A 19,535-nucleotide genomic window follows, 5' to 3' on the forward strand; every position below is an offset into this window, starting at 1 on the left:
GGTACCTCGTCTCCTCCCACGACGGCTCTTTTCGCGGATCGTCCCCAGACGGCCAGCGCGACTCGCGCGGCGTCATCGAGCGCCGTCGCTCGCCGCGCGAGTCGGGACAGGAAACTTCGGAGGACCGCCGGAATCCGAGAGAGCCGCGCGTTCGAGCGCTTACGCGGTGACTTGCCGGCTCTCCGCGAGTTCGAGAACTTCGTCGAAGAAGTCGAGGGTGTCGTGCGGGCCGGGGTTCGCCTCGGGGTGGTACTGGCGGGTGAGGATGCCGTACTCGGTGCTGTCGAGGCCTTCGGGGGTGTCGTCGTTGACGTTCACCTGCGTGACGGTGAGGTCGCCGGGCTCGGCGACCGTGTAGCCGTGGTTCTGCGTCGTCATGACGACCCGTCCCGTATCGTGGTCGAGGACGGGCTGGTTGACCCCGCGGTGACCGAAGTCCATCTTCTCCGTCGTCCCGCCGAGGGCGCGCGCGACGACCTGCTGGCCGAGGCAGATGCCCGCGATGGGGAGCTCGCCGGTGAAGTGCTCGACGAGGGTCCGGGCCGCCTCGAAGTTCGCGGGATCGCCGGGGCCGTTCGAGATGAAGAGGACGTCCGGATCGAGCGCCTCGACGTCCTCGGGCGTGGTGTCGTAGGGGAGGACGTGCACGTCGGCGTTCCGCGCGGTGAGCGAGTCGACGATGGAGCCCTTCGCGCCACAGTCGATCAGCGCGACGCGTGCACCGGATCCCTCGTGGTGGATCGGCTCGTCGACGCTGACGTCCGCGCCGATGTCCGTGATGTCGCTCATGTGCGGGCACGTGTCGAGTTGCGCCTTCGCCTCCTCGGGCGAGGCGTCGGGGCCGGCGGAGACGCCGACCTTCATCGCGCCGCGGTCGCGGATGTCCGTGACGAGATCGCGCGTGTCGACGTGGTCGACGGCGGGAACGCCCTCCGACTCGAGCCATTCGGCGACGTCGTCGGTCATCTCGCGCGCGACGACGGCGTAGGGGTGGACGCGATCAGACTCGAAGCGCTCCTCTCGGACGCCGTAGTTCCCGATGAGGGGGTAGGAGAAGGTGAGCACCTGGGCCTCGTAGGAGGGGTCGGTGAGACTCTCCTCGTACCCGGTGTAGGCGGTCGTGAACACGAGTTCGCCCTGGGCCGCACCCGGGGCGCGTGCACGCGCTTCGACTACGTCCCCCGTTTCGAGGGCGAGGTAGGCGTCCGACATTACGAGAAGCGAACGCACCTCCCGACAATAAGCCTTGCTTTCGTAGCGTCGTTACGAAATTCGTAACTCCTTTCGCACGCCACGCCGTCCGTCCCGTATGGACGACCTCGACCGGCAGATCCTGGACGTCCTCCGACGCGACGCCAGGACCCCCTACACCGAGATCGGTGACGAACTCGGCGTCAGCGAGGGTACCATCCGCAACCGCGTCGAGCGCTTGCAGGAGGACGGCGTCATCGAGCGCTTCACCATCTCGACCAGCACGGGGAACGTCAAGGCGATGATCGAAGTCGACGTCGCCGTCGACGTCGACACTCACCGCGTCGGCGATCAGATCGCCGAGTGGCCCGAAGTCGATTTCGTCTGGCAGGTCTCCGGCGAACTCGACATCGTCGTCGTCGTCGACGCAGACGACACCGGCCGCGTCAACGAACTCATCACCAAGACGCGCGAACTCGACGACGTTACGACGACGAAGACGCGACTCATACTGGACGAAACCCTGTAAATCGACCTTTTGCCGCGCTCGTGGTTCGAGAGACGGTGTCGCCGTCTCTCATCATCATGAAAGCGCGAAGCGCCTTTCGAATGACTTCGCTCGCTGGCAAAAGCTCGGCCAAAAGCGGCGTCGGCCACCTTCGGTGGTCTCGCCGCCTCGCGCCTCCGGCGCGAGTGAACCGGCGACCTACCGGGTCCTAACGACCGCTCGCTCGCGGATGCTATCCTCCGTGGTTCGTTCGGTCTATGTGTGTATCGGACGATACCAGTATCATCGTATTGTAAGGCCTGTGTGCGGACGAACTGACTATATGTTGGGATACTAGACAAACCGTATGAACCGCGCCCTCCCTGTCGCACTCGGTGTCGGCGTCCTCGTCGCTGCCGCCGTCTACGCTTTGCTCGTCTCTGATTGGTACGTTGCGGGCTGTCTCGGTGGAACATACGCAGGAGTAGCGTACTTCGCGTCTGCCTACTCTAGTACCGTCTTCCGGTATCGAACGAGATTCACCGAGCGCACGGACAAGGTCGGTGATTTCATTGGTCTCATGGGGGTCAACCTTGGCATTCTTGCGTTCATCGCTTACCTCAACACGTCCACTCGCGTGACAGCCGCCCTCGTCATCTGGTACACTGGAGCCGTGGCATTCATCCTCTTTGCAACGCACGTCCGCCACGAAGTCGGCGCGTAAGACCGAGGGTCTACATCGAACCCTCCACGCGGTAGTGTTCGGCGACCGAGCGGGTCGATAGACCCCGGTAGGTCGCCGATTCCCTCGCGCGTTAGCGCGAGGCCGAGGAGGGACCGGAGATCCCGACGTTGGCTTTTGGTCGAGCTTTTGCAAGCGCAGGCGCGGCTTCGCCGCGCCGAGTGCTGCAAAAGGTCGTTTAGAAGAACTCGTCGAGGCCGCTCTGCATGTCGTCGTCCTCGGCGTCGTCGCTCTTCGTGTCCGTCTCCTGTTCGTCGACGAAGACGTCGGCCTTGTCGCCCGTTTCGTCGGTTTCCGCTGTATCCTCTTTCGCCTCGACGTCGGCGTCGACGTCCGTCTGCCCGGCGAACGCGCCCCCGGAGTGTTCGACGGCGGCTTCGGCCTTCGACGCCTCGGCGTCGGCGACGATGTCCGCCACCTTGTTCGTGTCCTTCCCGCTGCCGGTGACGAACGCGACGTGCTCTGCCTCCAGGTCGTAGGCGGCGGCCATCGCCACGGTGAGCTCGCGGGGCTTGCAGTGATGCGTCATCGCGGCGAGGAACGGCATGACCTCGCGGCGGGCGCTCGCCATCGAGCACCCCGATTTCTCGGCGATCTTGCGGGCGACGTAGTCGCGGGTGTTCCGCGTGCCTTTCGTCCGGCCGAGCTTCGACCAGTAGGACGGGGGGCCGTAGCGCGTCCACCCGCCCTTGGGCTCGCGGCGGGCGGCGGCGACGCCGGCGGCGACGTTGTCGGTCGCGTAGCGCCAGTAGGAGTAGTCCTGCGTGGCGCGCACGCGCCCGAGCCACTTATCGGCGTTCGCGAGGAAACCGTAGGCGTCCGCGAGCTCGGCCCCGCCGTAGTCCTTCGGGACGTTGTCCTCCACCCAGTTGAGGAGGTCGTCCGGCGTCTCGTCGACGTCGTAGGCGGCGTAGAGCGACTCCTGTGCGCCCTTCTCTTTGATGACGTCGTCGAGGAAGTCGAAGATGCCCTCGGTGGTGTCTCGATCACCGGTGACGATGTCGTCCTCGGTGAGGACTTCGCGTTCCTCGGCGAGCGCCTGGAGGTCGTTGATCGCCGACCGGAGGTCTCCCGCGTTCTTCTGGGCGAGCGCCGAGAGCGCGGCGTCCTCGTACTCGACGCCCTCGCGTCGACAGACGTCGCGGAGGACGGGGACGATGGAGCGCTTGCCGACGTCGCGGAACTCGATCTCCTGACAGGCGTTCCGGAGGGCGTTCGACATGTCGTAGTACTCGTTGGCGATGAGCACCATCGGCTGGGTCGCTTCCTTGACGAGGCGCGTGACGGCGCGCGCGCCCCCGCGATCGGCGTTCCCGTGGATGTTGTCCGCTTCGTCCATGATGACGAGCTTTCGACCGCCGGTGCCACCGCCGAGCGTGCCGGATTTCGCGGCCTCGCCAGCGACGCGCTCGATGACGTCCTTCGTGCGCGTGTCGCTCGCGTTCAACTCGATCGCGTCCCACCCCATGTCGTTGGCGAGCGCGTGCGCCGCGGAGGTCTTCCCCACGCCGGGGCTCCCGTGGACGACGACGGCTTCCCGGTGATCGTCCCACGTCTCCGCCCACTGCTTGAGGTCGTCGCGGGCCGAGTCGTTCCCGCGGACCTCCGAGAGCGTCGTCGGGCGGTACTTCTCCGTCCAGTCTACCATTACGCGAGAAGAGACGCGAACCGCGGTTAGGTGTTCCGGGACGGGCCGGATCGAACGCGCCGGCTACTCGGAGTGCGCGGCGACGTACGTCACCGGGCACGGCGAGTCGAGGATGATGTCTTGGGCGGTGCTGCCGAAGACGGCTTTCCCCGTCGGCGAGCGCGGCCGCCCGCAGACGAAGACCTGATCCGCGCCGACTTCGCCGGCGGCCGCGACGACCTCCTCCGCGACCTTTCCGACCGCGCCGTGGACCTCGTAGTCGATCCCGTGCTCGTCGAGCGTCGCGCCGAGGCGCTCGATCGTCTCGTGGTCCGCCAAGACGTCGTCGGCGTCGTCTCGGCTCGCCCCCTCGTGGCCGAGGCGCTCGGCGGCGTCGAGGAACTCCTCGCCCGTGACGACGTAGGTCAGCACGACCGTCGCCTCGGCCGGTCCGGCGACCCGCATCGCGGCGTCGAGCAGCCGATCCGCGTTCTCGTCGGTTATCGCCGGACTGAGCGCGACCAGTACCGTGTCGAGCGTCGGTTCCATGTCACTCCGTCCATCACGGATCGACATAATACTACGCCCCCGGGAGCGGTCGTGCGTGACGACGCGCGTTTCGCCCGACTGCGACGGATCGAGACCGCGTTCGCTGCCCGTCGATCGACGCGACCGGAGCTCCCGCGACGGACCACCGCGGCGCTTCGGAACCGCCTCGACCTGTCGCTTCGACCGGCGCCCGTCCGGAGGAGGGGCCGCTTCGCACGACCGGGAAGGCCTGTCTTCGCACACAAAACCCTCTGTTCGTACGCGAGAGACGGTATCCAGCGATTCGACCAAGCGGCGCGCCACCACGTCGAGCGTGACAACAGTTATTACCCATGCGCACAAATATCGTGATAGATGGTATCGAGTGCCATACCACCGTCGGACGAAGCGCGCGAGATATTCACCGACCTCGGGTACGAGGTGACCGGCGACGCGGAGAACAGCTTCCGCGCCGCACGCGAGTGGAAGGAGATCGACGTGCTCGCCGTGACCGACGAGGTGCGAACCGACGGGGACGATCGGATGCGCTGTTTCGTCACGTGGAACGATCACGTCGAGCGCCTCGAACGCGCGCTCTCGACCGAGGAGCACGACGCCGAGTGGGCGGTCATCGGCGTCGCCGAGGACGGCGACTACGAGGTCGCGCGCGCTCCGCCGACGGCGTAACGCACCGATACCACCACACCGGGCCGTAGCTATTTGTCCGGTCCACCCGACGATCCGTGCGTGCTATCGCTCACGACTATCGTCACGGACACCCTCTCGCGGTTCATCGATGGGATCGTCGCCGCGCTCCCGAAGCTCATCACGGGGATCGTCTTCCTCCTCCTCGCCGCCGTCGGCATCCGAATCGCGGTGTGGGCGGCCGCGAGCGTCGTCTCGCGAACGACCGACCAGCCGATCTACGTCCAGTTCGTCCGCACGATCGTCGGCGTCTTCCTCTGGTTCGGCGCGCTCCTCGCGTTCCTCACGCTCGTCGGGCTCCCCGGGATCGCGGCCGCGCTCGGCACCGCCTCGGGCTTCCTCGCGCTCGGCGTCTCTTACGCCCTCAGCGGGATGCTCGCGGACGCCGTCGCCGGCGTCTACCTCCTGCGCGATCCCGACTTCAACCCCGGCGACCGCGTCGTGGCCGGCGACACCGACGGGACGGTGACGGAGATCGAACTCCGGAAGACCCGCTTCGCGGTCGACGACGGTGTCGTCGTGCGCGCGAACGCCGAGGTCGAGAAGAAGTGGACGAAGAAGACGGAATCGGAGTGAGCCGTGTCACACCGGCGGGGAGCATATACCCGCTCGACGCCTTTCGGGAGCTATGTTCGTCGGACACGAGACGATCGCGTTCGCCCTCGTCGCGCTCGCCGCCGTCCGCTACGGTCTCGGACGCAAGCGCGCGCTCGCGCTCGGCGTCGCCGCCGGCTGTTTCGCCGCCGTCCCCGACGTCGACATGGCCTACGCCCCGCTCGGCCTCCTCACCGTCCAGAGCGCCGACGCGCTCGCCGCCGCCAACGCCTTCTGGGGCGCGAGCACCGAGGTCCACCGCGCCGTCACGCACTCGCTCGTCGTCGCGCCGTTCGCCGCCGCCGTCTTCGCGCTCACCGCCGCTCGGCGGCGCCGCGAGCGAGCGCTCGCCGGGCTGGGCGCGCTCGCGCTGTCCGTGGGCACGCTCGCCGTCTCCGGCGTCCTCGCCGGCGCCGTGATGGCGCTCTACGTCCTCGCGGGCATCGCCGTCGCGCTCGTCGCCGCCAGCCGCCTCGAACTCGGATCGCGCGCGCTCGCGGCGACCGCGCTCGTCGGCCTCCTCACGCACCCCTTCGGCGACCTCCTGACGGGGACGCCGCCGGACTTCCTCTACCCGCTCCCGTGGCACCTGCTCGCCGCGCGCCCCGCGCCGTTCGCCGACCCGACGCTCGACCTGCTCGCGGCGTTCGCGCTCGAACTCGCCTGCCTCTGGGCGGGCGTCTACGCCTATCACCGCGTCTCGGGGGCGCCGATCCGCGAGCACTTACACGGCCGGGCCGCCGCCGGCGCCGCGTACGCGCTCGCCGCGCTCGTCATCACGCCGCCGACGCTCGACGTCTCGTATCACTTCGTCTTCAGCGTCGTCGCCGTCGGCACCGTCGGTGTCGTCGAACCCACGAACCGTCGCCTCCCCGACCTCCCGAGCGCCGCCGTCACCGGTCTCGCGGCCGTCACCGTCGCCGGCGTCGGCTACACGCTCGCCTACCTGCTCCTCTGAGCGGGCCCGCCCGACACTTTTGTAACACGGCCCTGCGAAGCGTCGTAGAACGATGGACGGCACGCGACTCGGTCGGGTACTCGAGACCGAGCGGACGAACGCCGCGCTCTCGTGGGCGCTCGTCGCGCTCGTCGTCGCCGTCGCGGGCGCGAGTCTCTGGGAGGGAGACCTCGCGTGGAGCGCGTTCTGCGCGGGCGTCGCGGCGCTCGCCGTCGTCCCCCCGGCCGCGTATCGGAATCACCGCGTGATGCTCCCCTGGGAGGTGCTCGTCGTCGCGTTCCTCCCCGTCCTCGGGCACGCGCTCGCCACGTGGTGGCTGACGAGCGCCATTGCCACCTACCTCTCCGTGGCGGCGCTCGCGCTCGTCCTCGTCGTCGAACTCGACGTCTTCACGGCCGTTCGGATGACGGATCACGTCGCCGCGTTCGCCGTCGTCGTCGCCACGATGGCCATCGCGGGCCTCTGGGCGGTCGTCCAGTGGCTCAGCGACGTCTATCTCGGGACGACGCTCGTCTACGTTTCCCGCCCCGTTACGCCCGCCGTCGACGCCGCGTCCCTCGACGCGCTCATGTGGGACTTCGTCGCCGCGACCGCCTGCGGCGTCGTCGGCGCCGGGCTCTTCGTCCTCTACTTCCAGCGCCGCGTCCGCGCCGACGCGCGCTTCGCGGCGGAGGTGCGCGAATGAGGATCCGCGATCGCCTCGGGATCTCGAAGCACCGGCAGGCGCAACTCGCGCACGTCCTCCAGCTCTGTCTCGTCGGCTTCGTCTTCGTCGGCCTCTACGAGGGGCAACTCGGCGTCGTTGTCAACGCCGCCGTCGGCCTCGGCGTCTCCACACTCCCGGCCGTCCTCGAACGCGACTACGGCGTCCCGATGGACCCCGCCCTCGTCCTCTGGGTGACGCTCGCCGTCTTCCTCCACGCCCTCGGCACCGTCGGCGTCCCGGGGACGGGCTCGTTCTACGGGAACGTCTGGTGGTGGGACCACCTCACGCACACCCTCTCGTCGTCTGTCGTGGCCGCGGCCGGCTACGCCGCCGTCCGCGCCATCGACGAGCACACCGACGCCGTCTACTTCCCGCCCGCGTTCCTCTTCGTCCTCCTCTTCGTCATCACGCTCGCCTTCGGCGTCTTCTGGGAGATCGTCGAGTTCGCCATCTCCGAGGTCGCGGCCCTCGCCGGGGTCACGAGCGTCCTCACGCAGTACGGCGTCACCGACACGATGCTCGATCTCCTCTTCGACACCGCCGGCGCGCTCGTCGTCGCCGTCGGCGGGACGACGTATCTCTCCGGCGTCGTCGATACCCTCGCCGCGCGTCTCGACGCCCGCAGCGAGGAGTGATCCGTCGGCGGCCACGTTTAAGACGACGGCGGATGAAAGATCGGTATGGTCTACAAGAAGATCGACCTCGTCGGGACCAGCACCGAGAGCTTCGACGACGCCGTCGACGACGCGCTCGACCGAGCCGAGGAGACGCTCGACAACGTCTCGTGGGCCGAAGTCGTCGAACAACGCGTCGGCATCGAGGGGCACGACGACCGCCAGTATCAGGTCGAAGTCGAAGTCGCGTTCGGCCTCGACGACTGACTCGGCTGACGCGACGCGCATCCTTCCCCGATTTTTCCTTCTCCCTTTTCGGTGCTCACGGCTCCGCGCTACCCCGTCTAAATCACGCCACTCACGCTTCGCCCATGCTCTGTGTCCGTCGTTCCGCGAGCCCGCGCTATGTTCGTCCTCGCGCTACTCACGGGTCGTGCCCCCGCTCGTCCTTCCGCGGTTTCTCGCTATCCCTCGGAACCGCGCGCTACTCGAACCCCCGACCCCCGCTCACGTAGTCGGGACGCGTCGGCGGCTCCGCCTCGCTTCTCCCTTCGAGCACCGGGAGGTCGAGGATGCAGTAGTAGGCGCGGTACGCCCGCGCGACCGTCGTCGTGACGGCGCGAACGGCGTCGTCGAAGTCCTCGGCCGCGAAACGCCCGCCGGGGAAGAGTCGCCGGTGGACGTAGAAGTCCGCCAGCGCACCGTTGCGCGTGTAGTGGGGTTCGTAGATCGCGTCTGTCGTCTCGCACTCCGCCTCGATCGTCTCGACGGCCTCACGCATCCCGTCGGCCTCGTCGACGACGGCGCGCGCGGCGACGTGACGCTCCGGTTCGTCGCCGTCCTCGTACGCGACGTCCCGCGACGCGTACTCCTCGACGTCGGCGTCGCCGAGTTCGAAGGCGAGCGCTTGGACGGGCGAGTGGTGGGAGGTGACGTAGAGGTACTCAGCGCTCGCCGGGCCGTACACCAAGAAGGGCTCGTCGTCGACCGTGGTGAAGCGATAGCCGCGACAGTCGGCACCGTGGCGATCCGTGAACGATTCGAGCGTCCCCTCGTGGGTGTGGCGGGCGGCCTCGGCGTAGCCCGCGACGACTCCGAGGGCGTCCGCGCGCGTGCTGGGCATACCCGCGAAAGGGGGAGCGCGCCTAAATCAGGTCCGGAAGGACTCGCCGCACCCGCACTCGGCCTCGACGTTCGGGTTCTCGACGTTGAAACCGGCGGCCTGCAGGCCGCTCTCGTAGTCGAGTCGGCTGCCCGCGATATACTGCTCGCTCGCCGGGTCGACGAAGACGCGCAGGCCGTGGGCCTCGACGATGGTGTCGTCCTCCTCGGGCGCGTCGTCGAACCGCATCCCGTAGGAGAGCCCGGCGCAGCCGCCCTGCTGGACGAAGAGGCGCAGGCCCGCGACGTCCGTGTCCAGCCCCTCGCCGTCGAGCAGCGAGAGCGCCTGCTCGGCGGCGTCCTCCGTCACGCGGACCGTCTCGGCCGGTGATCCGCTGTCGGCAGTCGTACTCATACACGTGGCAACGTCGCCCAGATGGTTAACTGTGGCGTCGGATGGGCCATCCGCCGGTACCCCGGACGGAGCGGCCGGACAACGACGCCGCGCGGGAGGCGCGTGCGTCTCCGATCAGCGACCCGCCGCGGCGGCTTCACGATCGTCCGACTCGCTCAGCGCCGCGGTCGTCGACCGGCGTCGTCTCCGGGAGCCAGAGTCTGACCGTCGTCCCGTCGTCGGTCCGCTCGAAGGTGACGTCGCCGCCGAGGCGACGCAGACACCAGACGACCGTCCACAGCCCGAGCCCGCTCCCGTGTTCGAGGTCGCTCTCCGTCCCGTTCGTCAGCACCTCGACCTCGGCCGCCGGGATCCCGGGTCCGTCGTCGTGCACCGCGAGGACGACCGCGTACTCGTCGCCGTCGGCGGTCGACGCGTCGATCTCGACGGACGGCGTCGAGTCGATCGCGTGCTCGATGGCGTTCTCGACGACGTTCTCCAACGCGAAGGCGAGGTGTCGCCGGTCGGTGGCGACGACGAGGTCGTCGGGTCCGCGCCCCGTGATCGCCGCCCGCTCGTCGAACTCCTCGACGACTTCCGCGACGACGTCCGTGACGGCGACGTCCGCGATAGCGAGGTCGCGACGTCGGAGCCGATCGAAGCGGCGCGCCTTCTCGCCGATGGCGGCCAGCGCCGCCCCGCTCTCGTGGGCGGTGGCGGTGAGCGTCCGTATCTTCGGGTCGTCGGCCTCCTCCTCGATGACCGCGGTCGACCCGAGAACGGTCGTCAGTTTGTTCCGGAGGTTGTGCCGGAGGACGCGGTTGAACACCTCCAGTCGCTGTTCGTTCTCGCGCTCGGCGGTGACGTCGCGGAACAACAGCGTGTGACCGACGACGGCGTCCCCCGAGACGAGCGGCGAGCGGTGGACCGCGAACACGTACCGTCCGTCGTCGGTCGTGACGGTGATCGAGTGGTCGTCCCCGTCCCGGACCGCGTCGAGGTCGACGGTGAGGACGGCCGCGGCGTCGCGGCCGATCGTCGCCGCTTCGTCCCCGTCGACGAGGACGTCGAGCGCGGCGGCGTTGACGTCGACGATCCGGCCGGCGTCGTCGACGACCACGACGGGGTCCGGGAGCGCGTCGATCGCCTGTTCGTCCACGACCCGGCCGGCTTTCGGACTGGCGTCGAACAGCTGCTTGCCGGCGAACGCGTACGCGTCGAGGCCCGCGTGGACCACCGAGAGGGGGACCGCCCAGATGAGCGTCGAGGCCGGCCCGAGATCGAGGACCCACACCGCGACGCCGACGCCGGGCGGGACCGTGCTGAGCGCGACGGCGACGGCCTCGCTCCGGTAGAGCGGGCCGTAGCTGAGTATCGTCTCGACGAGCAGGTAGACGCCGACGGCCACGTACGCCATGTCGACCGCGAGGGTGGCGAGCGCGCCCGACCGGAGGGTGTAGTCGAGCGTGACGACGCCGAGGACGCGGACGGGGGTGGGATCGGTCCAGAAGAGGTCGTGGAACGACGACGTGAGGAGGAGGAGGCTCCCGAGCGCCGGGACGACGGCGAGGGCGGCGAACGCCATCCACCCCCGCGAGCCGACGCGCCCCGTGTATTCGAGCGCGAACCCGAGGAAGAGATAGCCGAGCCACACGAGCGCGAGGACGCACACCACCTCGAAGGCGACGCGCCACGTCGGCGCGGTGACGAACAGCCCCACGCTGTACGCGAGACACCCAACCGCTTGCGTGGCGATCGTTGCGAGGAGCCAGTCGACGCTCGGCCGACCGCGGCGGGGGAGGAGGTACGCGGTGAGCGCCGCCAGCGAGACCGCCGCGGCGACCGACGCGACGGCGACCGGCGGGACCGGCTGCGAGAGCGCGTTCATCGGGGGGACCCCTCCTGATCGCCGGCGCGACGCGGACGCGTCCCCACGTCAGACGTGTGTGGTCCCGCTGACGGGGCGCACGGACGCGCTCGGACGCGGCGCGGGCGTCGGCGGCGAGAACGGCGATCGAACGGCGCGGCGTCGGCCGGCGCGCCCGCCCGTGACCGACGCGCGTCTCGCGTCACTCCGTGTCCGCGAAGCGCGCGTCGACGCTGTTCGCGTGTCCCTCCAGTCCCTCCGCGTTCGCGAGGGTCGTCACGGTGTCGCGCAGGTCCGCGAGCGCGTCCCGATCGAGGCGCTGGACGGTGCTCGCGCGGAGGAACGTATCGACGCTCAGCCCGCCCTTCACGCGCGCGCCGGCGTTCGTCGGGAGGACGTGGTTCGTCCCCGTCGCGTAATCGCCCGCCGCGACGGGCGTGTACGGCCCGAGGAAGACGCTCCCCGCGTCGTCGATCCGATCCAGGATCCCCTCGTCGTCGGCCGCTTGGATCGAGAGGTGCTCGGCGGCGTACTCCTCCGCGAACAGCACGGCCTCGCTCATCGAGCGCGCGTGGAAGACGCCGCTGGCGTCGGCGTCGAGCGCCGACTCGATGACGTCCGCTCGCTCCCGGTCGGCGATCCCGTCCGCGACGGCCTCGCTGATCGCCTCCGCGGTCGCCTCGTCGTCCGTCACGGCGACCACGGACGCCTCGGGGTCGTGCTCGGCCTGCGCGAGCAGGTCGGCGGCGACGTACTCGGGCTCACAGGTCTCGTCCGCCACGACGCAGACCTCCGAGGGGCCCGCGAGGAAGTCGATCTCGACGTCCCCGCGAACCTCGGCCTTCCCCGCGGTCACCCACTTGTTGCCGGGCCCGACGATCAGCTGCGTGCGGTCGACGGTCTCCGTCCCGTAGGCGAGCGCGGCGATGGCCTGCGCCCCGCCCGCGGCGTACACGCGATCCGCGCCCGCCGCGTGGCAGGCCGCGAGCGTCACGGGGTGCATCTCCTCCGCGGGCGGGGTCGCGACCGCGACCTGCTCGACGCCCGCGACCTTGGCGGGCACCACGGTCATGATGACGCTGGACGGGTACGTCGCCGCCCCGCCGGGGGCGTACGCGCCGACGCGCTCGATCGGGCGGAACCGACGGCCGAGTTCGCGTCCGTCGACCGTCTCCGTCCAGTCCTCGGGGAGCTGGCGCTCGTGGAACGCCCGGACGTTCCCGATCGCCGTCTCGATCGCCTCGCGGACGTCGTCGTCGATGTCGTCGTACGCGCGCGCCGCTTGATCCGTGACGTCGACGTTTCCGACCTCGACGCCGTCGAACTCGCTGGAGAACTCGCGGAGCGCGGCGTCGCCCTCCGCGCGGACGCGCGAGACGATGTCGCGGACGTCGTCGCGCACCGCGTCGATGCCGGCGTCGCGCTCGAACAGCGCGCGCCGTCGCGCCGGCCCGAGAGCCGCGAGCGCCTCGGCTTCGATGGTCATATCGGATCTCTCGGGCGGGCGGCGGTAAACCGTTACGCTACCGCGGAACGCGGACGGCGGAGGCGCGCACCCGCCGAGGCCACCACCTTCTTCCGAGCGGCAACCGCGTCAGTTGATCATGGGCACGTCTCGCGGGAACGGGGGATCGAACGCCAATCGGGCTGGGGAGACGCCGGTGGGGACGGGTCACCCCGAGACAGTCACGGACGAGACGACGGTGACGGAGGAGGGGACGGAGCTCGAACGCTCCATCGGCCTCGCCGGCGGGCTCTCGATCGGCGTCGGGACGATGATCGGTGCGGGCATCTTCGTCTTCCCGGGGCTCGCCGCGGGCCGCGCCGGGCCGGCGGCGGCCGGGTCGTTCACCATCGGCGCCGTCATCGCCCTGCTGGTCGCCCTCCCCGCCTCCGAGCTGGCGACCGCGATGCCGAAATCCGGCGGGGGGTACTACTTCATCTCGCGGGCGCTCGGCGCGCTTCCGGGCGCGGTCGTCGGCATCAGCATCTGGCTCGGGCTCGTCTTCGCCACCGCGTTCTACCTCGTCGGCTTCGGCAACTACGCGGCGGAGATGCTCCAGCAGGCCGGGCTCGGCACCTCGATCGGCGGTATCGGCGTCATCACGCCGCTCGCGCTCGTCTTCGGCGTGCTCCTCACCGCCCTCAACCTCGTCGGGACGGAGAACGCCGCGAAGCTGCAGAACTACGTCGTCGGCCTCCTGCTCTCCATCCTCGTCGCCTTCCTCGGATACGGCGGCCTCGACGCGATCGGCGTCTTCGGGACGCAGACGACGCCCGAGGCGTTCGCGCCGTTCGGCGTCGCCCCCGTGTTCACCACCGCGGCGCTCGTCTTCACCTCCTACCTCGGCTTCGCGCAGGTCGCGACCGTCGCCGGCGACATCAAGAAACCGGGGCGGAACCTCCCGCTGGCGATGGTCGGTAGCGTCCTCGCCGTCGGCGTGCTCTACGTCGCAACCATCTTCGTGGCGACCAGCGCGATGGGCTCCGCGGCGCTCCGTGACGCCGGTGAGACCGCCATCGTCAGCGTCGCGGATCAGTTCCTCGGGACGGCCGGCGTCGTCGCCATCCTCCTCGCGGGCCTCCTCGCTACCGTCTCCTCCGCGAACGCCTCCATCCTCTCGACGTCGCGCGCCGTCTTCGCCGTCAGCAAGGACGCGCTCATCCCGGCGTTCGCCAGCCACATGAACCTCCGGTACGGGACGCCACACGTCGCGCTGGCGATGGCGGGCGGGCCCGTGCTCGTCCTCGTCGCGCTCGGGGAGACCGAGGTGCTCGCCGAGGTCGCGTCGTTCCTCCACCTCGTCATGTACGGGCTGATGTGCGTCGCGCTCGTCGCGATGCGTCGGAACGAACCCGAGTGGTACGACCCGGACTTCCGCGTGCCCGCCTACCGGCTCGTCGCGGGCCTCGGCGCGCTCGCGAGCTTCGGCCTCATCTTCTTCATGCAACTCGCCTCCCAGGTCATCGGCGTCGTCATCATGATCGCGGCCGCCGGGTGGTACAAGTACTACGCGAGCGACGTGACGCTCAAGGGGGTGTTGTAACATGTCAGATCTCTCGATCCGCGAACCGCCGACGGTGCTCGTCCCCGTCGAGGTGCTGGAAGGGGAGTCGATCAGCGACTCGCTCGCGGCGTTCCTCGCGCCCGCGAACGTCGTCGTCCTCGGTTACCACGTCCTCCCGGAGCAAACGCCGACCGAACAGGCGAGTCTGCAGTTCGAGGACCGCGCACAGGAGGCCGTCTCGGACCTCGCCGCCGTCTTTCGGGCGGCCGACGGCGCGGACGTCGAGACGCGCGTTGCGTTCACCCACGATCGGGAGCAGACCGTCGAGCGCGTCGCCACCGAGGTCGGCGCGACCGCCGTCCTCCTCCCGAACCCCGTGGGGGCGGTCTCGGACGTGGTCGTCCCGTTCCGCGGCGCGATCGACGCCGACCGCCTCGCGGACCTCGTCGCTACGCTCCTCGCCGACGGCGAGGGCACCGTGACGCTCTGGGGGATCGAGAGCGACGGCTTCGACGCCGCGGCGACCGTCGAACGCGCCCGTTCGAGCCTCCGGGAGCGCGGTCTCGACGCCGCGCGGATCACGACCGAGACCACCGCCGCCGAGTCGCCCATCCGCGACATCGTGGTGCGCTCCGCCGACTTCGACGTCATCGTGATGGGCGAGGGCGACGACTCGCTCTGGTCCGCGCTCTTCGGCGGGGAGAGCGAGCGCGTGGCGGACGGTGCCGTCGCGCCCGTCCTCGTCGTCCGCGACCGCGAGACGGAGTAAGACCGCGACCCGTCCGCTGGCGCCGACGTTCGTGCGACCGATCGGAATCGGTCGCCGCGCGATTCCCGCCCGTCCCGTACGCGAGGCCGACTTCCGGGACCCGTAGCCAGTGCGCGGAGCGGACGCTATACGAGACGTAATGTGCTGCCCGGAACACTAACGACCGGCCTCATCCCGGGGCGGCGTGCCGCGTCGGCCGGGAAACCCTCGTGCCGGGCAGGATCGCCGCGAGGTCAGTTGGGCCCCGCGGGGGGCGTGACGTGCCCTACGCGCGCGGTCCCTCTCGGGAGCCGCGTGTATGCCGCGCGCCCGGGTTCTCCACGCGTCATCGCGCCCGGAGCGGGCGGGCTCGGGTGGGGACTTGAGGCGCGCGAGAGGGCCTACGCGGGGCGCGCGTTTGAGGCCTCCGCCTTACGCCCGCGCGTCGACGTCGCGTGCGTCCTCGTCGATACGGGCCTCGCTCGCCACCTCGGCGGGCGAGAGGGGCCCACGGTTGTCGAGGACCACGCGGGCGAGCTTCGCGTGGCACGAGAGTTGGACGGTGCCGCTCATACCGCGACGTTGCCGATGCCCGCCAAAAACCCTTGCCTTACCGGCGAGGACGGTGTCAGCCGTGGGTACGGGCGAGGCTCGTGGCGCTCTCACTCACGCGACAGGCGGGTGCACCGTCGGTAGACGTTCGTCCACCGATCCCGTCCCGACGCAAAGCTTGATAACGTATGCCACGGTACTAGTGCGTATGGAACAGAAAGTCCTCGACGTTGATCGGTACGTACCGAGCGACTACCTCAAGCGCAAGCTCCTCTCCGGGGAGATCGAGACGCTGACGCTCCACGAGCGCGTCGCGGACCCCGGCGACACCTTCGAGGTACAGGGTGCGACGTTCGAGATAACGGCCGTCGAAGTACGCGACGCGGCCGACCTCGACGTCCCCGACGAGGACGGGAACGCCGTCGTCCACTTCTTCGAGCGCGTGGCGTAGGGCCTAGAGCCAGCCCTCGCGGTCGAGCAGTTCGCCGTTGAGGACGGAGGCGCCCGCGGCCCCCCGGAGCGTGTTGTGCGCGAGCGTGTTGTACTGGACGCCCGCGGGCGTCTCCTGCACGCCGCCGGCCGCGACCGCCATGCCGTCCCCGAGGAACCGATCGAGGCGCGGCTGCGGGCGATCCGGTTCGTCGAAGGACTCGATCAGCGGATCGGGCGCGCTCGGGAGGTCCTGCGTCGCCGCGTCGTCGAAGGCATCGTAGACGTCCGCCACCGTCGGATCGTCGCCGAGTTCGGCCCAGACGTTCTCCAGGTGGCCGTCGAGCGTCGCCACGCGGTTACACGAGGCCGACACCTCGACGTCGTGCCACTGGACCCGGCTCCCGTCGAACTCCCCGAGGAGCTTGCGCGATTCGGTCTCCATCTTCTCCTCCTCGCCGCCGATGTACGGGATGACGTTGTCGAGGATCTCCATGGACGTCACGCCGGAGTAGCCCGCGCCGGAGACGGCCTGGAGGGTGGAGACGTGCACGCGCTCCAGCCCGAAGGCGTCGAGCGCGGCGAGCGTCGGGACCATCGTGATCGTCGAGCAGTTCGGGTTCTTCACGAGCGCGCCGTCCCACCCTCGCTCGTCGCGCTGGACGTCGATGAGGTCGAGGTGGTCGGGGTTGACCTCGGGGATGACGAGCGGGACGTCGTCGGCGGCGCGCTCGTTCGAGGAGTTCGAGGAGACGACGTATCCCGCCTCGCAGAAGTCCGACTCGACGCGCTCGGCGACCGACGAGGGCAGCGAGGAGAAGATCAGATCGACGTCGTCGGGGACGGCCGCGGGCGTCGTCTCGACGACGTCGACGTCCGCGACCGCGTCCGGGATCGGCGTGTCGACGCGCCACTTCGCGGCCTCGTGGTAGGGGCTCCCGGCCGACTCGGCCGAGGCGGTCAGGGCGGCGATCTCGAACGTCGGGTGCTCGGAGAGCAACTGGATGAACCGCTGTCCGACGGCACCAGTCGCTCCGAGTACGGCAACGCGTGTCATTACCTCACAGAAGACGTGAGGACGACAAAGTGGCTTCGGTTTGGACGCTCAGTTCCGCTTGTGCGTGATGTAGCCCGCGATCCGGTTGCGGACCTCCTTGGACTCGATGTTCGTGAGCTCGGAGACCGCGTCCTTGTTGTGCTCGAAGTCCTGACGGCTGAACGCGTCCGGGTATCGTTCGAGGAGGATGTTCCCCGTCTTCTTGACGTAGTCGGGCTTGATGGCCATGGTCGCAGTTCGACCGGGGAGCGTTAAAACGTTCTGTCTTCGACTCTCCCGCCGACTCCCGCCGACCGCCCCCGCGCGTCCGCGAACCACTCGGTGACGGCGTTGCGTACCCGCGCGCGCACCATCGAGTCGTCGCTCGGCCGACCGATCGAGACCGCGTCCGCGCCGTACGCGAGGTACTCGCGCACCGTCTCACGGTCCCGCACGCCGTTGTTGGCGATCAGGACCCCGTCGAAGGCCGCGCGGACGCTCGCCACGACGCCCTCCGCGTCCATCGCGTCGACGTGCAGGACGGTCGCGCCCGCCTCGTCGAGGGCGCCCGCGAGCGCCGGCAGATCGACGCCCGACACCGCCGCGCGGACCTTCACGCTCGTCGTCGCGCCTTCGTCGCTCGCCGCCGCGACGATGTCACACAGCCGATCGGTGTCCGCGAGCAGCGTCTCGCCCGCGCCCGCCGCGCACATCTCGGATTGGCGACAGTGCGCGTTCACCTCCAGGAGCGCGTCGCGCGCCGCGCAGACGCGGGCGACGGGGCGGATCGCCTCCGGCGTCGTCGCACGGACGTTCACCCCCGCGTCGATCGGTGCGTCCGCGAGGCGTTCGAGCTCGTCGGCGACGAACGCCACGGGATCGTCCGGCAGGAACTCCTCTCGGTTCCGGTCGGCGACCATGCGCTCCGCCGCCGCTCTGGTGGGGTCGTCGACCGCGATCCCGCCGAGGAACGCGAGGCCGGCCTCGCCGCTCGCGTCGCGCGCCCACTCGGCGTCCGCCTCCCCGGAGAGGCTGGCGAGCGCGACCTGCGGGCGGAAGTCCGCGCCGGTATCTCGGTCCGCGTTCGCGTCCGTCTCCGCGTCCGACTCACCCATCGACGGCCTCCAGCGCGTCCGCGCAGGCGCGAGCGACGCGCGCCGCGTCCGCGTCGTCGTCCATGCGCGTGTCCGTGCGGACGACCGGCCGATCGAGCGCCGTCCCGTCCTCGGTATCGAGCACGAACGCGTCCGCGAAGTCGTAGGCCTCGGCGACGCCCGCCGTGCTGGGCTCGCGGCCCGTCGCGCGCATGAGGTCGTCCGCCGGTCCGCTGAACACCTCGTCCTCCACGAACGGCGAGACGGCGACCACGGGCGTCTCGCGGAGCGCCTCGCGCACGCCGTCGAGGGCGAGCAGCGGTCCGAGGCTCGTCACGGGGTTCGACGGCCCGACGATCACGGGCTCGCGGAGCGCCTCGCGCACCGCGTCGGTCGGTTCGGCCTCGTCAGCGCCGCGGAACTCCACGGCCGCGACGTCGACGTCGGCGCGCCGGTCCACCCAGAACTCCTGGAAGTGCATGACCTCATCGCCGGTCCCCCGCGCGTCGCCGTGCGACGCGTCGCTCGCGGTGTCACCGCTCGCGCTGTGTGCAGCCTCGCTTCGGTCGGCCGCGTGGCTCACGGCGTCGCCGTTCGCGCGGTCCGCGTCGCTGCGCGACGCGTGGATCAGCGTCGCCACCGGGTCGTCGCTCATCGGGAGGAGGGTGAGATCGAGGTCGAAGGCGTCCGCGAGCGTCCGCGTGACCTCCGTGAGGCTCTTGCCCTCGTCGAGGAGGCTCGTCCGTAAGAGGTGGACGGCGCGGTCCCGATCGCCGATCGTCATGAACTCGCGCGCCCCGGAGAAGCGCCGCCAGCGCGCGACGTCGCGGCCCGCGGTCTGCGCCTCGGCGTCGAGGTAGCGCGGCCCCGAATCGAGGCCCGCGCGCTCCGCGAGCGAGTCGAGCTCGTCGTGCGTCTCGTGGGTGTCGCCCTCGATCCCCCACCAGAACTCCCGGTCGAGGACGCCGCCGCGATCGAAGAGCACCGTGTCGAGGTCCGGCGAGACGAGGACGCCACCGAGTTCGACGTCGTCGCCCGTGTTGGCGACCACCGTCGTCTCCGCCGGGTCGAAGATCTCGGCCGCGCCGGCGAGGAGCTTGGGGGTCCCGGTCCCCCCGGAGAGGAACGTCGGCATGGATCCCGAGAGGAACGGC

At 70.0% G+C, this 19,535-nt stretch carries 23 protein-coding genes; 11 read left to right on the forward strand and 12 right to left on the reverse strand.

The features are described from left to right. Positions 1 to 159 precede the first annotated feature (159 nt). Positions 160 to 1,212 (reverse strand): glutamine-hydrolyzing carbamoyl-phosphate synthase small subunit, encoded by a 1,053-nt coding sequence (carA, locus tag J2754_RS03985; protein ID WP_188877986.1) that lies wholly within the window; start codon positions 1,210 to 1,212, stop codon positions 160 to 162. A gap of 97 nt (positions 1,213 to 1,309) precedes the next feature. Here carA and J2754_RS03990 point away from each other — a divergent pair, with 97 nt between their 5' ends. Both J2754_RS03990 and J2754_RS03995 read left to right on the forward strand, forming a co-directional pair. After that, positions 1,310 to 1,720, forward strand: coding sequence for an Lrp/AsnC family transcriptional regulator (locus J2754_RS03990; RefSeq protein WP_188877988.1), 411 nt, complete (start codon positions 1,310 to 1,312; stop codon positions 1,718 to 1,720). 325 nt (positions 1,721 to 2,045) lie between these two features. After that, entirely contained in the window at positions 2,046 to 2,402 is a 357-nt protein-coding gene (locus tag J2754_RS03995; RefSeq protein ID WP_188877989.1) for a hypothetical protein, read from the forward strand. 196 nt (positions 2,403 to 2,598) lie between these two features. Here J2754_RS03995 and J2754_RS04000 read toward each other — a convergent pair whose 3' ends face one another. Both J2754_RS04000 and J2754_RS04005 read right to left on the reverse strand, forming a co-directional pair. After that, entirely contained in the window at positions 2,599 to 4,068 is a 1,470-nt protein-coding gene (locus J2754_RS04000) for a replication factor C large subunit (protein ID WP_211086746.1), read from the reverse strand. 63 nt (positions 4,069 to 4,131) lie between these two features. Next, a complete protein-coding gene (locus J2754_RS04005; protein ID WP_211086747.1) occupies positions 4,132 to 4,596 on the reverse strand; it encodes a universal stress protein in 465 nt (154 codons plus the stop codon). 354 nt (positions 4,597 to 4,950) lie between these two features. Between J2754_RS04005 and J2754_RS04010 the strand changes: the two genes are divergently transcribed. From J2754_RS04010 to J2754_RS04035, 6 genes are read left to right on the forward strand one after another with little or no spacing between them, the layout of a single operon-like run. Next, complete coding sequence (locus J2754_RS04010) at positions 4,951 to 5,262, forward strand: DUF7116 family protein (protein ID WP_211086748.1); 312 nt, start codon at positions 4,951 to 4,953, stop codon at positions 5,260 to 5,262. Between the two features lie 60 nt (positions 5,263 to 5,322). After that, a complete protein-coding gene (locus J2754_RS04015; RefSeq protein ID WP_188877995.1) occupies positions 5,323 to 5,856 on the forward strand; it encodes a mechanosensitive ion channel domain-containing protein in 534 nt (177 codons plus the stop codon). A 52-nt stretch (positions 5,857 to 5,908) separates the two neighbouring features. Next, positions 5,909 to 6,832 carry a metal-dependent hydrolase gene (locus J2754_RS04020; protein ID WP_211086749.1) on the forward strand — a complete coding sequence of 308 codons (924 nt, stop codon included), beginning with the start codon at positions 5,909 to 5,911 and terminating at the stop codon, positions 6,830 to 6,832. 52 nt (positions 6,833 to 6,884) lie between these two features. Beyond that, complete coding sequence (locus tag J2754_RS04025; protein ID WP_188877999.1) at positions 6,885 to 7,517, forward strand: hypothetical protein; 633 nt, start codon at positions 6,885 to 6,887, stop codon at positions 7,515 to 7,517. Continuing rightward, complete coding sequence (locus J2754_RS04030; protein ID WP_188878001.1) at positions 7,514 to 8,173, forward strand: DUF2238 domain-containing protein; 660 nt, start codon at positions 7,514 to 7,516, stop codon at positions 8,171 to 8,173. Before J2754_RS04025 ends, J2754_RS04030 begins: the two co-directional genes overlap by 4 nt. 45 nt (positions 8,174 to 8,218) lie before the next feature. Beyond that, on the forward strand, positions 8,219 to 8,419 hold the full coding sequence (locus tag J2754_RS04035) for a dodecin (protein WP_188878003.1): 201 nt from the start codon (positions 8,219 to 8,221) through the stop codon (positions 8,417 to 8,419). 217 nt (positions 8,420 to 8,636) lie between these two features. Here the strand turns inward: J2754_RS04035 and J2754_RS04040 are convergent, their stop codons facing one another. The 4 genes from J2754_RS04040 to hisD form a co-directional block, all read right to left on the reverse strand. Continuing rightward, positions 8,637 to 9,275 (reverse strand): hypothetical protein, encoded by a 639-nt coding sequence (locus J2754_RS04040; protein WP_211086750.1) that lies wholly within the window; start codon positions 9,273 to 9,275, stop codon positions 8,637 to 8,639. Between the two features lie 27 nt (positions 9,276 to 9,302). Then, on the reverse strand, positions 9,303 to 9,668 hold the full coding sequence (locus tag J2754_RS04045; RefSeq protein ID WP_188878006.1) for a HesB/IscA family protein: 366 nt from the start codon (positions 9,666 to 9,668) through the stop codon (positions 9,303 to 9,305). A gap of 136 nt (positions 9,669 to 9,804) precedes the next feature. Continuing rightward, positions 9,805 to 11,535 carry a histidine kinase N-terminal 7TM domain-containing protein gene (locus J2754_RS04050; RefSeq protein ID WP_211086751.1) on the reverse strand — a complete coding sequence of 577 codons (1,731 nt, stop codon included), beginning with the start codon at positions 11,533 to 11,535 and terminating at the stop codon, positions 9,805 to 9,807. A 181-nt stretch (positions 11,536 to 11,716) separates the two neighbouring features. Next, on the reverse strand, positions 11,717 to 12,994 hold the full coding sequence (gene hisD / locus J2754_RS04055; protein WP_188878434.1) for a histidinol dehydrogenase: 1,278 nt from the start codon (positions 12,992 to 12,994) through the stop codon (positions 11,717 to 11,719). A gap of 124 nt (positions 12,995 to 13,118) precedes the next feature. Between hisD and J2754_RS04060 the strand changes: the two genes are divergently transcribed. Further along, the gene (locus tag J2754_RS04060) at positions 13,119 to 14,561 is read left to right on the forward strand and encodes an APC family permease (protein WP_211086753.1); all 1,443 of its coding nucleotides are present in this window, start codon (positions 13,119 to 13,121) and stop codon (positions 14,559 to 14,561) included. 1 nt (position 14,562) lies between these two features. Next, positions 14,563 to 15,291: a universal stress protein gene (locus J2754_RS04065; protein WP_211086754.1), complete on the forward strand. Its 729-nt coding sequence runs from the start codon at positions 14,563 to 14,565 to the stop codon at positions 15,289 to 15,291. A 411-nt stretch (positions 15,292 to 15,702) separates the two neighbouring features. Here J2754_RS04065 and J2754_RS04070 read toward each other — a convergent pair whose 3' ends face one another. Next, positions 15,703 to 15,843, reverse strand: coding sequence for a hypothetical protein (locus J2754_RS04070; RefSeq protein ID WP_211086864.1), 141 nt, complete (start codon positions 15,841 to 15,843; stop codon positions 15,703 to 15,705). Positions 15,844 to 16,030: 187 nt separating this feature from the next. Between J2754_RS04070 and J2754_RS04075 the strand changes: the two genes are divergently transcribed. Then, the gene (locus tag J2754_RS04075; protein ID WP_188878012.1) at positions 16,031 to 16,273 is read left to right on the forward strand and encodes a hypothetical protein; all 243 of its coding nucleotides are present in this window, start codon (positions 16,031 to 16,033) and stop codon (positions 16,271 to 16,273) included. Between the two features lie 3 nt (positions 16,274 to 16,276). Here J2754_RS04075 and asd read toward each other — a convergent pair whose 3' ends face one another. Genes asd through J2754_RS04095 form a run of 4 tightly spaced genes read right to left on the reverse strand, consistent with a single transcriptional unit; the run spans position 16,277 to position 19,516 of the window. Further along, positions 16,277 to 17,308 (reverse strand): aspartate-semialdehyde dehydrogenase, encoded by a 1,032-nt coding sequence (gene asd / locus J2754_RS04080; RefSeq protein ID WP_211086755.1) that lies wholly within the window; start codon positions 17,306 to 17,308, stop codon positions 16,277 to 16,279. A 48-nt stretch (positions 17,309 to 17,356) separates the two neighbouring features. Beyond that, positions 17,357 to 17,536, reverse strand: coding sequence for a 30S ribosomal protein S17e (locus J2754_RS04085; protein ID WP_188869039.1), 180 nt, complete (start codon positions 17,534 to 17,536; stop codon positions 17,357 to 17,359). 23 nt (positions 17,537 to 17,559) lie between these two features. Next, positions 17,560 to 18,402 (reverse strand): tRNA-dihydrouridine synthase, encoded by an 843-nt coding sequence (locus J2754_RS04090; RefSeq protein ID WP_188878015.1) that lies wholly within the window; start codon positions 18,400 to 18,402, stop codon positions 17,560 to 17,562. Continuing rightward, positions 18,395 to 19,516: a 2-phospho-L-lactate transferase CofD family protein gene (locus J2754_RS04095; RefSeq protein WP_188878017.1), complete on the reverse strand. Its 1,122-nt coding sequence runs from the start codon at positions 19,514 to 19,516 to the stop codon at positions 18,395 to 18,397. Before J2754_RS04095 ends, J2754_RS04090 begins: the two co-directional genes overlap by 8 nt. Between the last annotated feature and the right edge of the window lie 19 nt (positions 19,517 to 19,535).

Source organism: Halarchaeum nitratireducens (genome assembly GCF_017874695.1).
Classification (GTDB): domain Archaea; phylum Halobacteriota; class Halobacteria; order Halobacteriales; family Halobacteriaceae; genus Halarchaeum; species Halarchaeum nitratireducens.